Origin of the sequence: Methylobacterium sp. NPDC080182 (assembly GCF_050281105.1) — a bacterium.
GTDB lineage: Bacteria > Pseudomonadota > Alphaproteobacteria > Rhizobiales > Beijerinckiaceae > Methylobacterium.
On the sequence record NZ_JBNNWO010000011.1, the window covers coordinates 1 to 13,265 of the forward strand.

Annotated in this window: 11 protein-coding genes; 8 read left to right on the forward strand and 3 right to left on the reverse strand. The window is 73.9% G+C overall.

The genetic code is table 11. The features are described from left to right. The 4 genes from ACQKQD_RS19315 to ACQKQD_RS19330 all read left to right on the forward strand — a co-directional run. A partial coding sequence (locus ACQKQD_RS19315) for a methyl-accepting chemotaxis protein (RefSeq protein ID WP_427509297.1) occupies positions 1-543 on the forward strand: 543 nt, incomplete at its 5' end. Between the two features lie 104 nt (positions 544-647). Beyond that, complete coding sequence (locus ACQKQD_RS19320; protein WP_026605341.1) at positions 648-1,064, forward strand: FKBP-type peptidyl-prolyl cis-trans isomerase; 417 nt, start codon at positions 648-650, stop codon at positions 1,062-1,064. A 36-nt stretch (positions 1,065-1,100) separates the two neighbouring features. Further along, positions 1,101-2,471, forward strand: a complete 1,371-nt coding sequence (locus ACQKQD_RS19325) for a Wadjet anti-phage system protein JetA family protein (RefSeq protein WP_427509298.1) — start codon at positions 1,101-1,103, stop codon at positions 2,469-2,471. Beyond that, positions 2,464-3,090 carry a DUF4194 domain-containing protein gene (locus tag ACQKQD_RS19330; protein WP_020095807.1) on the forward strand — a complete coding sequence of 209 codons (627 nt, stop codon included), beginning with the start codon at positions 2,464-2,466 and terminating at the stop codon, positions 3,088-3,090. Before ACQKQD_RS19325 ends, ACQKQD_RS19330 begins: the two co-directional genes overlap by 8 nt. Before the next feature lie 169 nt (positions 3,091-3,259). Here the strand turns inward: ACQKQD_RS19330 and ACQKQD_RS19335 are convergent, their stop codons facing one another. Beyond that, positions 3,260-4,936 (reverse strand): methyl-accepting chemotaxis protein, encoded by a 1,677-nt coding sequence (locus tag ACQKQD_RS19335; RefSeq protein WP_427509299.1) that lies wholly within the window; start codon positions 4,934-4,936, stop codon positions 3,260-3,262. Positions 4,937-5,112: 176 nt separating this feature from the next. Between ACQKQD_RS19335 and ACQKQD_RS19340 the strand changes: the two genes are divergently transcribed. Further along, the gene (locus ACQKQD_RS19340; RefSeq protein ID WP_427509300.1) at positions 5,113-8,550 is read left to right on the forward strand and encodes an SbcC/MukB-like Walker B domain-containing protein; all 3,438 of its coding nucleotides are present in this window, start codon (positions 5,113-5,115) and stop codon (positions 8,548-8,550) included. 70 nt (positions 8,551-8,620) lie between these two features. Here the strand turns inward: ACQKQD_RS19340 and ACQKQD_RS19345 are convergent, their stop codons facing one another. After that, entirely contained in the window at positions 8,621-8,836 is a 216-nt protein-coding gene (locus tag ACQKQD_RS19345; RefSeq protein ID WP_020095810.1) for a hypothetical protein, read from the reverse strand. 413 nt (positions 8,837-9,249) lie between these two features. Between ACQKQD_RS19345 and ACQKQD_RS19350 the strand changes: the two genes are divergently transcribed. The 3 genes from ACQKQD_RS19350 to ACQKQD_RS19360 are packed head-to-tail and all read left to right on the forward strand — an operon-like array spanning position 9,250 to position 11,390. Further along, on the forward strand, positions 9,250-10,380 hold the full coding sequence (locus tag ACQKQD_RS19350) for a S1C family serine protease (protein WP_427509301.1): 1,131 nt from the start codon (positions 9,250-9,252) through the stop codon (positions 10,378-10,380). Then, positions 10,377-10,625 carry a hypothetical protein gene (locus ACQKQD_RS19355; RefSeq protein WP_020095812.1) on the forward strand — a complete coding sequence of 83 codons (249 nt, stop codon included), beginning with the start codon at positions 10,377-10,379 and terminating at the stop codon, positions 10,623-10,625. The genes ACQKQD_RS19350 and ACQKQD_RS19355 overlap by 4 nt, the downstream gene beginning before the upstream one ends. A gap of 3 nt (positions 10,626-10,628) precedes the next feature. Then, positions 10,629-11,390: a J domain-containing protein gene (locus tag ACQKQD_RS19360; RefSeq protein WP_091924947.1), complete on the forward strand. Its 762-nt coding sequence runs from the start codon at positions 10,629-10,631 to the stop codon at positions 11,388-11,390. A gap of 137 nt (positions 11,391-11,527) precedes the next feature. On the opposite strand, the gene ACQKQD_RS19365 is transcribed toward ACQKQD_RS19360, so the two are convergent. Beyond that, positions 11,528-12,997: a D-alanyl-D-alanine carboxypeptidase gene (locus tag ACQKQD_RS19365; protein ID WP_091924950.1), complete on the reverse strand. Its 1,470-nt coding sequence runs from the start codon at positions 12,995-12,997 to the stop codon at positions 11,528-11,530. Positions 12,998-13,265 lie beyond the last annotated feature (268 nt).

The window sequence follows — 13,265 nt, forward strand, 5'->3', positions numbered from 1 at the left end:
CTGGTCCGGGACCTGAGCGAGGCCGTGGCGCGGATCGGCGACGTGGTCGGGCTGATCTCGACCATCGCGGGCCAGACCAACCTGCTGGCGCTCAACGCCACGATCGAGGCGGCGCGCGCGGGCGCGGCCGGCCGCGGCTTCGCGGTGGTGGCCACCGAGGTGAAGGCGCTGGCCGAACAGACCGCCCGGGCCACGGAGGAGATCGCGGGTCAGATCGGGCGGGTGCAGGCCTCGACCGGGCAGGCCGTCGCGGCGATCGGGACGATCACGGCCCGCATCCGGGACATCGACGGCGTGGCGACCACGATCGCGGCGGCGGTGGAGCAGCAGGGCGCGGCGACCCGCGAGATCGTCCGCAACGTCGGACAGGCGGCGCAGGGCGCGGCCGCGGTCACCGGCCACGTCGCCGGCGTCGCCGCGGCCTCCGGCGCGACCGAGGCGGCGGCGGGCGAGGTCCTGGGCGCGGCCGCCGCCCTGTCGGCCCAGGCCGCGCACCTGACCGAAGAGGTCGGCCGCTTCCTCGACGGCGTCCGGGCCGCCTGAGCGGCCGGAGCCGCGGTCGGCGGCCTCCCTGGCCTGGACGGGTTCGAGGCGATAGAAGGCCTCCCGACGGCCGGCGCGCACGGCGCCGGCTCCAGGGAGAAACCATGCCTCGCCTGTCCCCCCTCTTCGGAGCCGCGTTGATCGCCATGACCACAGCCGCCAATGCCGAGACCGTGACCACCCCGTCGGGCCTCAAGTATCAGGACGAGGTCGTCGGCACCGGGCCCGAGCCGAAGGCCGGCCAGACGGTCACCGTCCAGTACACCGGCTGGCTCGACGAGGGCGGCAAGAAGGGCAAGAAGTTCGACTCGTCCCGCGACCGCAACCAGCCCTTCAGCTTCCCCCTCGGCGCCGGCCAGGTGATCAAGGGCTGGGACGAGGGCGTCGCCACCATGAAGACCGGCGGCAAGCGCACCCTGATCATCCCGCCGCAGCTCGGCTACGGCGCCCGCGGCGCCGGCGGCGTGATCCCGCCGAACGCCACGCTGATCTTCGACGTCGAGCTCCTCGGCGCGAAGTAAGCGGCACGGCTGCGCGACCGCGGGAATTTCGACACGATGCTGTTCGCGCAGCTGTCCGACGAGCTGTTCAAGCCGCTGGCCTCGCCGAGCCGCGGCTTCAACGCGGCCCTGCTCCTGCACCTGCACCGGCGCGTCCTCGGGGCCGAGCCGGTGCGCAAGGCCGAGCTCCTGGCCGAGATCGGCGACTTCGCCGCCGGCTGGAGCGACCCCGAGGTCAGCGGCGACGAGCCGATCTCGGCCGACCCGGCCGAGCGCCGCACGGCGCTCTACCGGCGCCTCCTCGACACCGGCTGGCTGATCGAGCGCCGCGAGCGCTACGTCCCGGTCGCGGAGTTCGACCCCGAGGCCCGCCTCCTCCTGGAGGAGCTGTCGCGGCTGGAACGGGGCGAGACCCGCTCCTACGGGGGCGCCGTCCTGGAGGTGCTGGGCGGCCTCGAGAGCGCCCTGTCGGACCCGGCGAACCGCTCCGAGGCGCTGTCCAACGCCGCGCGGGGCGCGGCCGCCTTCCTGTCCCACGTGCGCGGCCTCGCGGCCGGCATGCGCAAGGTCGAGGAGCGCATCCTGCGCGAGCCCGACCGCGCCAAGACCTTCCGGCTGTTCTTCGAGGATTTCGTCGAGCGCCACCTGATCAGCGACTACCGGACGCTGCACACCCGCTTCAACCCGTTCCGCTTCCGGGCCAGCGTGGTGCGCGAGGCCGGCCGGGCGCTGCGCGACGCCCTCACGGTCCGGGCCCTGGCCGAAGGCCTGATCCGCGAGGGGCGGAGCGCCGATCTCGACACGGCGCAGCGGGCCGTCCGGGCGGATCTCGCCCAGATCCTCGCGGTGTTCGAGGGCCTCGACAACCACCTCGACGCCGTCGACGCCGTGGTGGCGCGCCTGGAGCGCCGGATCGCCTCCGCGCTGCACGTGATGGACCGCCCGGACCCGAGCGGCGTCGAGCGCGTGGCCGCGATGCTGCGCGCCGTCGGGGAAGCGGAGATCGCCCCCGAGGTGCCGGGCGACGTCTCGCTGCTGCGGCCGCCGATCGGGCACGCGCATCTCCAGGCGCCGCGCGCCCGCAAGTCGGCCATCGACATGGAGCCGCTGCCCGACATCGAGGACGACCCCGTGGTCGATGCCTTCGCGGCCGCCAAGGCGGAGTTCCGCCGCCGCACCACCGTGACGCCCGAGAGCATGAGCGCCTTCGTGGAGGCCCGGCTCGGCAAGGCGGTGCGGCTGCGCGGGTCGCAGATCGTCATCGCGGGCGTCGACGACTTCATCGTGTTCCAGCGCCTGCGCGAGATCGACGTGCTGTTCGACGCCAAGCTCGGCGCGCGCTACGCCCTGACCCGGCTGCCCGAGCGGGTGGTCAACGGCTGGCTGGACTGCCCGGATTTCCTGCTGGAGCGCCGTCCCCGTGCTTGAGGGCTTCCGCGCGATCATCGACGGCGACGAGCCGCCGCCCCCCGGCGCCCGGGCGCCGGACGCCGAGGAGCTGTGCCGCGCCCTTCAGGTGCTGTTGAAGGGGCAGGTGATCTACGCCGAGACGCAGGGCATCGGCCGCTCCTACGAGCTCGCCCGGCACTACGCGCCGTTCTTCACCGACTACTTCGCCTGCCTCGGCTACGCGCTGACCGTCTCGCACCGCGACCAGATGGTCTCGCTGAGCCCGGCCGCCGACGCCCCGCGCCACGACATCGTCTCGGAGCGCCTGCGCAAGGACGAGACCCTGGTGCTGCTGGCGCTCCGGCTCCTCTACGAGGAGGGCCTGCGCGACCACCGGGCCGGAACGGACGGGATCGTCGACTGCACCACCGACGAGATCGTCGAGAAGATCCGCGCCGTGGCGCGCAACGAGCCCCCCGAGGAGGGCCGGCTCGCCGACATCCTGCGCCTCTACGCCAAGCGCGGCGGCCTGCGCCTCGGCGAGCGCGACCGGGTCGAGCGGGTCACGCCGCTGTCGCTCCTGCCGGGGCTGACGGTGCTGGCCTCCGACGCCTGGATGGAGCGCCTGCGGGCTTGGTCCGAGGCCGGCGAGGCCTGATTCCGCCGTCCGGTCGACCAGTTCGGCGCCGTCTTTGCGAGCGGAGCGAAGCAATCCAGCCAGCGCCACGATTGCCGGCGTCGCGCTGCCCTGGGTCACTTCGCTGCGCTCGCGATGACGGAGTGAGATACGTCAACCGCGACGTGCGGCCGAACCCACGTGACCGCGCTCAGGCCGCCCGGACCGTCGCCAGGAAGTGCTCGACCTCGCTGCCGAGATGGGCCGCCTGGCGGGCCATCTCGGAGGCCGAGGCCAGGACCTGCGCGGCGGCCGCGCCGGTCTCCTCGGCGGCGCCGGCGACGCCGCTGACATTGACGGTCACCGACTCGGTCCCGGTCGCGGCCTCGGCGACGTTGCGGACGATCTCCTGCGTGGCCGCGCCCTGCTCCTCCACCGCCGCCGCGATGGAGTTGGCCATGCTGCTGATCTCGCGGATGCGGCCGGCGATGCCGTCGATGGCCTGGACGGCCTGGCCGGTCGAGCCCTGGATCTGCGCGATCTGCGCCGAGATCTCGGCCGTCGCCTTGGCGGTCTGGTCGGCCAGCGCCTTCACCTCGGTGGCGACGACCGCGAAGCCGCGGCCGGCGACGCCGGCCCGGGCCGCCTCGATCGTGGCGTTCAGCGCGAGCAGGTTGGTCTGGCTGGCGATCGCCGAGATCAGGTCGACCACCTCGCCGACCCGGCGCGCGCCGGTGCTCAGGGCCTGGACGAGGTCGGCCGTGGCGGCGGCCTCGCGGACGGCGGCCTGCGCCAGGTCCGCCGAGGAGCCGACCTGGCGGCCGATCTCGTTGACCGAGGAGCCGAGCTCCTCGGCCGCCGCCGCGACCGTGGTGACGTTGGAGGAGGCCTCCTCGGCCGCCGCCGCCGCGCTGGTGGACTGGCCGGCCGTCTGCGTCGCCGTCGCGGTGAGGCTCTGGGCCGTGGACTGGAGCTGCGTCGCCGCCGACGTCACCGAGCCGACGATGCCGCCGATCGCGGATTCGAACCGGTCGGCGAGTTCGCGCGTCGCCTGCCGGCGCTGCGCCTCGGCGCCGGCACGGGCCTGCGCGGTCTCGGCCTCGAGGGCGCGGGCGTGCAGCAAGTTCTCCCGGAACACCGCGACGGTCGCCGACATGGCGCCGATCTCGTCCCGCCGCGCCGCGTAGGGGATCTCGGCCTGGGTGTCGCCGTCGGCGAGCCGCCGCATGGACAGCGTCATCCCGGAAAGCGGCCGCGACACGCCCGTGAAGGCGTACAGCATGGCGCCGAGCGCGATGACGAGGCTGACGAGCAGGCTCACGACGGTCGTCCGGACCGCGTCGGCCTGGCTGTCGCGGGCCGCGCGTCCGGCCGCCTCGCCGTTCCGGATGTTCAGGTCGGCGAGGGCGCGGGTCGCGCTGGAGGCCGCGAGGTAGTTGGCGTTCATCGGCCCGCGGAAATAGGCGAGCGCCTGATCGTGCTGGTCGGCCGGGAAGGCGCGCAGACGGGTCCAGTCGGCCTGCTGCACCGCCAGCTTGGCGAGCAGGTCGTCGTAGATCCCCTGCTCCTCCTTCGACGCCACCAGGCTGCGGTACGCCTCGGCCTTGGCCTGGCGGTTCCGCATCATCTCGTCGGCGTTCTTCAGGCTGGTCTCGCGCTCGGCGTCGGTATCCGCCGTCACGTAGCGGAACTGCCACAGTCGCGAGCGCATCACGAGGGCGTTGATCGCCTGGGCCTCGTTGATCGACGGCACGGCGTTGTCGATCAGCTCCGCGAGCCGCTGGTCGACCGCCTGCATCTTGTAGAGGGTCACGCCGCCCTGAACGATCGCCGCCAGGAGCAGGAGGGCGAAGAGGCCGCTGAGTTTTGCTTTGAGACTGAGACGCATCGGTCGGTTCCGGTCGTGCAGGCGAGACCCGCAGGACATGAACAGTTTGTGCTAACAGGGTTATAACCTGAGGTAGGATCAGGCTTCACGGGTTCGCGTGTGTCGGCTTGCATACGCGGCCGAGTCCGGCCAACTGGGCCGCTCATTCCTCGCCACCGACCCGACCCACCGACACCGTGTACGTCCTCACCGACATCGCCATCTCGAACTGGTACCTGATCCGCCGCGAGCAGATCCGCCTGCGCGGCGCCGCGGCGCTGGTCGGGCCGACCGGCGCCGGGAAGTCGACGATCTTCGACGCGGTCGGCACGGTCCTGGCCGGCAACAACGCCAGCCGCCTCGCCCTCAACGCCTCGGCCTCCGGCCGCAGCGCCCGCACCGTGCGCGACTACTGCCTGGGCTGGATCAGCGACCCGGCGGAGGGCGGCCGCCCGACGCGGGAATCCTGCGAGACCGTGCTGGTGCTGGTCTTCGAGAACCCCGATTCCGGCCGCGTGGTCTCGGTCGGCCTCGCCCTGGCGGCCCGGGCCGCCGAGCCGAAGGAGACCGTGCTGTCGCGCTTCATCGCGGTCGGGCACCGGTTCGAGGTCTCCGACTACGCCCGCACCGCCCCCGGCGGCACCTACACGGCGCCCTGGAGCGAGATCGCCGCGGAGCTGCGCGCCCGCGCGTCGAGCTTCACCGAGTACCGCACCTCCGGCGAGCGCTTCACGGCCGACGTGCTGGCGACCCTGCGCGAGGGCGCGCCGGCGCCGGAGCCGCGCCACTTCCTGCGCAGCTTCGCCAACGCGGTGGCGTTCAAGCCGATCTTCGACACCAGCGCCTTCGTGCGCGCCTTCGTGCTCGAGCCGGAGCCCCTCGACGTCGAGCGCGTGCGCCACTCCATCGCCAACTGGCGGCGCCTCCGGGAGACCATCGCCGAGCTGGAGACCCGGCTCGGGCGCCTGCGGCGCCTGCGCGACCGCTACGAGGCCTGGGGCGAGGCGGTCCTCGCCGCCGCGACGCACGAGCTGCGGGCGGCCAGCGCCGATCTGCGCCGCCGCAGTCTCGACCTCATCGCCGTCCGGGGCCGCCTCCGCGAGGGCGCCGACACCCTGCGCATCGCCCGCGAGCGCGTCGCGGCGAGCCGCGGCTACGTCCGCGAGATCGACGGCGAGATCGCCGAGAAGAAGGCGCTGGCCGCCGCGGGCGCCGCCGAGGGCCGGCTCGCGGCCTCGACGCTCGGCCTGTCCATGCTGGAGCGCGACCGCAAGGAGCTGATCGGCCGGATCGGCGACCTCGTCGCCCTCGTCGGGCAGATGGCCAAGCTCCAGCCGGTCGCCCCGATCCTGCGGCAGAGCTGCCCGCAGGCGGCCCGCCTCGCCGAGGCCTGCGCCCGGGCGGGCCTGCGTCGGGACGCCTCGCCCGAGGAGATCCTGCGCCCCGACGGCCCGCTGGCCGAGCTGACCGACGGGCTGGCGCGCCTGCCCGACTTCGACGAGGCCCTGGAGCGGGCCGCCGAGGACGCGGCGCTCAAGGCCCGCGCGCAGGAGAGCGAGGCCGAGCGCACGGCCCCGCGCACCGGCGGCGGCCCGGCGGCGCGGCTGTCCTCCGATACGGTGGCGTTCCGCGGCGAGCTGGAGCGACGCGGGATCGACGCGCTACCGATCTGCGAATTGGCCGAGATCGTCGACCCGACCTGGGGGCCGGCGCTCGAAGGGCTGCTCGGGCGCGCCCGCGAGGCCCTGGTGGTCGCCCCGGACCGGCTGAGCGAGGCCCTCAGCGTGCTGCAATCGGGCCGCGACCGCTTCAGCCGCTGCATCCTGGTCAAGACCACCGACACCGCCAAGCAGCGGTCGCGCCGCTACGACGACGGCCCGCTCACCGTGATCGAGACCAGCGACCCCCACGCCGAGGCGTTCCTCGGCGTGCGGCTCGGCGGCTACGACCTCGCCCGGGACGATGCCGAACTGGCGCGCCTGTCCCGGGCCGTGGCGCCCAGCGGCCGGACCACGGCCGGCATGGCCTACACGGTCACCCGCAGCGTCGACCTGCTGATGACCCGCGGCCATCGCGGGCCGACCGCCGACAGCCGCCGCGCCCACGAGATCGCCGTCGCGGAGGCGCGGCGCCTGCGCGGCGAGGCCGCGGTCCTGCGCGAGGCCGCCCGGACGGCCGCCGCGATCCGGGCCCGCGTCGCCCGGGGCCTCGACGCGGTGGATGCGCTGCGGGCCGAGCTCGACGGGCTGGAGGGGCGGCGGCGCACGCTCCAGACCGAGCGGGAGGGCATCGAGAAGCGCGACACGGCCGGGCTCGCCGCCGAGATCGCCGCGCTGACCACCGAGCGGGTCGGCTATCTGCGGGAATTGTCGGAGGAGCTGGAGCCGAAGCTCGACCGCCTGCTCGCCGACGAGGCGGCCCTGCGCGCCCGGATGGGGCCTATGCGCGAGGCGGTCCGCGCCGCCCTGTCGGCCCGCCGCGCGGCCCTGCGCCAGCTGAGCGCGGGCGACGCGGCGCGGGTGCGCCTCGCCCGCGCCGAGCCCTTCGACCTCGGCGCGGTCGCCGAGGCGCGGCGGGCGCTCGCCGGCCTCGACGCCAAGGCGGCCGGGGCGCGGGTGAGCGCCGAGCGCGGCCTCGCCCGGGATTCCGCCGAGGCCGCCCGCTCGCACGGGCGGATCGCCGAGCGCGAGCTGGCGGAGGCCTGCGCCGCCTGGCGGGTCGAGAACCCGCTGGCCTCGGGGGACGCCCCGGCGATCGACGGCTTCGCCTGGGTGCGCCGGGAATACGAGGCGGTCGAGGGGCACGAGCTGCGCCGCTACCGGGCGCAGGCCGAGCGGGCCGAGTCCGAGATGCGCCGCCTCATGACCGAGGACCTGCTGACGCGCCTCGCCGACCGGTTCGAGCGGGTCCATGCCCGGCTCGCGGCCCTGAACGAGCGGCTCTCGGCGCGCAGCTTCACCGGCCAGACCTACGCGTTCGAGGCGGCGGTGGACCGCCGCTACGCCGCCGTCCACGCGCTGGCCACCGAGACCGCCCGCTCGCCCGAGGCCGCGCAGGCGCTGCTCGCCGGCGAGGCGGAGGGGCCGATGGCGGCCGCGCTCGAGGAGATCACCGCGCTGATCGCCGGCGCGGACGACGCGGCGCGGCTCGCCGATTACCGCAACTACTTCGTCTACGAGATCGGCATGCGCGACCGGGCGGGCAACCGCACCACGATGTCGGCCCGGGCGCTGCGCGGCTCCGGCGGCGAGGCGCAGGCGCCGTTCTACGTGGCGATCGCCGCGTCGCTCGCCAGCGCCTACTACCCGGGCGACCGGCCGGGCGACGAGAATCCGGGGCTCGGCCTGTGCCTGCTCGACGAGGCGTTCTCGAAGCTCGACGTGCGCAACAGCCAGGCGCTGGTCGATCTCTACCGCGCCTGGGGGCTGCAGCTCCTGATCGCCGCCCCCGAGGACAAGCGCACGACGCTGACCGAGGTGATGGACACGATCGTGACGGTCTACAAGAGCCCGGATCTGACCTCGGTCCGGATCGAGGCCGAGCACCCGCTCGAGGCGGCCCGCCGGGCGCTGCACGCGATCAACCCCGACCAGGTCGGGATCGAGGGCTTCCGTCAGTCGGACGCCGCGGAGTGAGCCCGCGGGGCACCGGGGCGGGGCTGCGCGCCGCCGTCCCCGGTATCCCCGTTCTCCGGGTGATCGATCGTCAGTTCAGGTAGGTGCGGATCCAGTTCGGCGAGAGGATCTCGCCCTCTTCGGTGATGATCCAGGGCTGCTTGGCCGGGTCGGCCAGGGCGCCGGCCGCGGCGGCGATCGCCTCCCGCAGGGTCCGGTAGCGCTCGGGCTGCGCCAGCGGGGCGGTCGCCGGGGCGGTGCGCCAGATCGTCAGATCCGCGGGCCGTTCCAGAGCTTCGGTTTCCATGGGTACTCGTCCTTCCGAACCGTTTTGGACCGTTCAGATCGCCGCCGCCGGGCTCTGCCGAGGGGCTGCGGCGATCGATGGTCTGAGCGTCAATGCAAGCATCTCTGCGGCAGCTTTGCGATCAATTCGGGCGGTTCTCGAAACCAGCATCCGGTGCCGAGGCACGAGTTCGGGCGCGGTTCGGTGTTCCATGTCCGTATTGAGCGCGACTGAGCTGCCCTGGACTTGCGAGAATTGTGGCTCCTGAATGATGACCATTCCGTTAGCCAGTCTGCGCCGGTCGCCGACGTGCGCCAGAACACGTCAGGGGCCTGTCGGCGGCGGCGCCTCTCTGTGTTGACGCCCCGATCCTGAACGCGCACTTAAGGCTCGGCCCGTCGGGGCCCGCCTACGCGCTTCTCTCGGAGTCACCCGTGCCGGATCGTACCGTGCGCATCGTCCTCGCCGCGGTCCTGGTCCTGCTGGCGCTCTACGTCGCCCAGCCCTACCTGCAGCCGCTGCTCTACGCGGCCGACACGCCCCGGGCGATCACGGCCCGCGGCGATCTGGCGCCGGCCGAGTCCTCGACGGTCGCGCTGTTCGAGCGCGCGAGCCCGTCCGTCGTTCACGTTTTCGCGCAGGGCGCCGCGCAGAACCGCGACCTGCTCGACCTCGACGACCAGGGCGGTGAGCAGGGCGGGACGCAGACCGGCACCGGCTTCGTGTGGGACGGCGCCGGCCACATCGTCACCAACACCCACGTCGTGCAGAACGCCGCGCGGAGCGGCGGCTCGGTCTCGGTCCGGATGAGCGACGGCGAGGTCGTGCCCGCCACCCTCGTCGGGATGGCGCCGTCCTACGACCTCGCGGTCCTGCAATTGGGGCGGGTGCGGACCATGCCGCCGCCGCTGGCGATCGGCACCTCGTCGGACCTCAAGGTCGGGCAGTCGGCCTTCGCCATCGGCAACCCGTTCGGCCTCGACCACACGCTGACCACCGGCGTCATCAGCGCCGTGCGCCGCCGCATGCCGACGAGCGAGGGCCGCGAAGTGTCCGGCGTCATCCAGACGGACGCGGCGATCAACCCGGGCAATTCCGGCGGCCCGCTCCTCGATTCCGCGGGCCGGCTGATCGGCGTCAACACCGCCATCGTGTCACCGTCCGGCGCCAGCGCCGGCATCGGCTTCGCGATCCCCGTCGACGTGGTGAACCGGATCGTGCCGGAGCTGATCAAGGCCGGCCGCGTGCGCAATCCCGGCATCGGCATCATCGCCGCCCAGGAGGCGGCCACCGCGCGGCTCGGCATCGACGGCGTGGTCATCGTGCGGGTGCTGCCCGGCTCCCCGGCCGCGCAGGCCGGTCTGCGCGGCGTCGACCCGCAGACCGGCGACCTCGGCGACGTGATCGTCGAGGCCAACGATCGCCCGGTCCACCGCCTCGCGGACCTGACCGCGGCCATCGAGGAGGCCGGCCTCGGCGCCGGCGTGACCCTCAAGGTGGAGCGCGACGGCGGGATCCGGCAGGTCCGCGTCACCACCGCCGAGGTCGCGGAGAACCGGCGATGACGCGCGCGGCCCTCCTCCTGACCCTGATCCTCCTCGCCGCCGCCGCGCGGGCCGGCGAGGCGCCGACGCGCGCGCGCCTCTGCCCGGAGAACCTGCCCGAGGGCGTGCGTCTCCCGCCGCAGCCCGGCTGCGACGCGAGCGTGCGCCCGCCGACGCCGCGCCGGCCGGGCCACTTCGATCTCGGGGACGGGACGAGCATCCAGATCGGCGGGAGCGCGTCCGCCCTCTACGGCGTGCGGCGCTGAGCGATGGTGCTGTTCGCCGGCCTGCTCGCCTGCCTGACCCTGTGGTGGCTGTCGAAGAACTCGGGCGGCCTCGGCCGGAGGCTCCGCGGCGGTCTCCGGGCTGGCCTCGGCGCCGCCCTCGGGCGGGCGCGTCTGCCGACCTTCGGCGCCTTCGCGCTGCTCGCGGCCGGGTTCCTGCTCCTGCGCGGGAACTTCGTCCTCGCGGCACTGCTCGGGCTGAGCGGCGTCTGGATGATCGAGGGCCAGGCCGCCATGACCGCGCGGCTGCGCCGGCTGATCCGGCCGGGATCCGGCGAGCGCCCGCGCGACCCGGAGGACCGCCGCTTCCGCACGGTCCTGATCGACGCCCTCGTGCGCCCGGACGGCAGCCTGCGCACGGGCCGCGTCATCGCGGGGCCGGGCGCCGGCGCGTGGCTCGACAGCATGCCCACCGGGGCCGTGGTCGAGCTGCTGCGGCTCTGCCGGATCCGCGACGCCGCGGGTGCCGCCCTGCTAGAGCCGTATCTCGACCGCCGGGCGCCCGGATGGCGTGTAGACGCTGAGGGCGATCGCGACCCGCGGCCGCGCCGTCCGCCGCATCCAGGGGCGATGACGCAGGAGCAGGCGTACGAGATCCTGGGGCTTCAGCGCGGGGCGACCGCTGAGGAGATCCGGTCGGCCCACCGGTCTCTCATGAAGCGCGCCCACCCCGACCAGGGGGGCAGCGCCGAGGGCGCGGCGCGCGTCAACGCGGCCCGGGACAGGCTTCTGAACCGACATCGCTGAACTCCACGCGCGTTGTCAGAGAGTTACCGATCGTCGGCCGCGGACGAACTCGGTCGCGGCCGTTCCGTATCCGGCGCGCGGGCGCGCCGGTGCTCGCGAAACGCGGCGCGCGGGCGCGCCGGCGGGTCTCGCGGGTCTCAGCTCCGCGTGGCGAAGCAGCTGAAGCCGCTGCGCTTCAGGGCCGAGCAGGCCTCCTGGGCGGAATCCTGCTCGGCGAAGCCCGAGAAGCGGGCGCGGAACAGCGTGGTGCCGCCGTGCTCGACCTTGACCGTGTAGGGCGCGGCCTTCGACAGGCTGCCGCCGACCTTGGCGCGCGCCTCCGAGAGCATCGTCCGGGCCTTGGACTCGTCGTCCATGGCGCCGAGCTGGATCACCCAGGCGGTCGGGACGACGCGGGCGCCGGAGACCGCCTTCGGCGGCTCGTCGCGCTCGAGGGAGGCCACGCGGGCCGTGGACTTGGACGCGCCCGGGAAGGGCGGCTGGGCGTTGCCGCCGCCGGCATAGGCCTGGGCCGCCTTCGGGATGCCCTGCGGGCCGGGCTTCCAGGTGCCGCCCGGCGTCGTCGTCTTGGCGGGGGACAGGTCGAGGGGCTCGCCGGTGGTGCCGGTCGTCTCGACGTCCTCGTCGTCCGCCGAGGCGACCTGCGTGCGGGTCCGCGAGACCGCGTCGGCGACGACCGCCGGGCGGGCGCGCTCGGCGACCTCGGTAACCGGCGCCGAGATCCGGGCGCCGGCATAGGCGCGCGGCAGGCTGGCGCGGACGAGGTCGGCCATGATCCGGTCGCGGCTCGCGCCGGACTTGCCGCCCAGCACGATCGCCACGATCTGGCGCCCCTCGGACTTCGCCGCGGTCATCAGGTTGAAGCCGGAATCTCGGGTGTAGCCGGTCTTGATCCCGTCGACGCCCTGGACGTTGCCCAGGAGGCGGTTGTGGTTGCCGATCACCCGGCCGCGGAACGCGAAGGACCGGGTCTGGAAGTAGCGGTAGTAGTGCGGGAACCGGTCCTGGATCGCCCGCGCCAGCACGGTCAGGTCGCGCGCGGTGGTCAGCTGGTCCGGATCGGGCAGGCCCGAGGCGTTGGCGTAGTGCGTGCGGCTCATGCCGAGGGCGTGGGCCTTCGCGGTCATCATCTGGGCGAAGCGCTCCTCGGAGCCGGCGATGTTCTCGCCGATGGCGCAGGCCACGTCGTTCGCCGACTTCGTCACGATCGCCTTGATGGCGTCCTCGACCGAGATGGTCTGGCCGGGGCGCAGGCCGAGCTTGGACGGCGCCTGGGCGGCGGCGTGGGCCGAGATGGTCAGGTCGGAATCGAGGGCGAACTTGCCCCGCTCCATCTGCTCGAACAGCATGTAGAGCGTCATCACCTTGGTGATCGAGGCCGGGTGCCGCAGGGCGTCCTCGTTCACCGCGTGCAAGGTCTTGCCGCTCTTCACGTCCACGACCATCGCCGCGTAGGGCGGGTTGTAGCCGCCGCCGGCGCGGGCATGGTGGTGGTGCCGACCGCGCCGGGCGTCGGCCGGTGAGGCCATGGCCGTCAGGACGGCGGCGGCCAGGATCGCGGCCGGGAGCGCTGGAATCGTCCGGGAGCGGCCTACTACGCTACGCATCACGCCTGATTGCCTCGCGAGACCGGATCTGGCCGGTCGTATCCCCTGCAGAGCCTTCCGCCGATCACGTGGCCCCGCTGCATCAGTGGAGAGTTAGGCAAGTGCAGTTACAGGCCCGTTAATGCGATCGCGGCGAGTGCCGGATCGTGCCGGTCCGGCATCCGCTTACCGGCCGTTCCCGACCCGCTGTTGCCGGTCGGCCATGCCGTGCCGGTTGCGGCCGGCCGCTCTTACAGGCCCGAGCTTGACGCTGGCTGTCGTGCCGCAC

What these genes read in the sequence shown, in the direction of transcription:
- ACQKQD_RS19320 (WP_026605341.1), top strand. Translation starts at nt 648, where the DNA reads ATGCCTCGCCTGTCCCCCCTCTTCGGAGCCGCGTTGATCGCCATGACC.
- ACQKQD_RS19325 (WP_427509298.1), top strand. Translation starts at nt 1,101, where the DNA reads ATGCTGTTCGCGCAGCTGTCCGACGAGCTGTTCAAGCCGCTGGCCTCG.
- ACQKQD_RS19335 (WP_427509299.1), bottom strand. Translation starts at nt 4,936, where the DNA reads ATGCGTCTCAGTCTCAAAGCAAAACTCAGCGGCCTCTTCGCCCTCCTG.
- ACQKQD_RS19345 (WP_020095810.1), bottom strand. Translation starts at nt 8,836, where the DNA reads ATGGAAACCGAAGCTCTGGAACGGCCCGCGGATCTGACGATCTGGCGC.
- ACQKQD_RS19355 (WP_020095812.1), top strand. Translation starts at nt 10,377, where the DNA reads ATGACGCGCGCGGCCCTCCTCCTGACCCTGATCCTCCTCGCCGCCGCC.
- ACQKQD_RS19360 (WP_091924947.1), top strand. Translation starts at nt 10,629, where the DNA reads ATGGTGCTGTTCGCCGGCCTGCTCGCCTGCCTGACCCTGTGGTGGCTG.
- ACQKQD_RS19365 (WP_091924950.1), bottom strand. Translation starts at nt 12,997, where the DNA reads ATGCGTAGCGTAGTAGGCCGCTCCCGGACGATTCCAGCGCTCCCGGCC.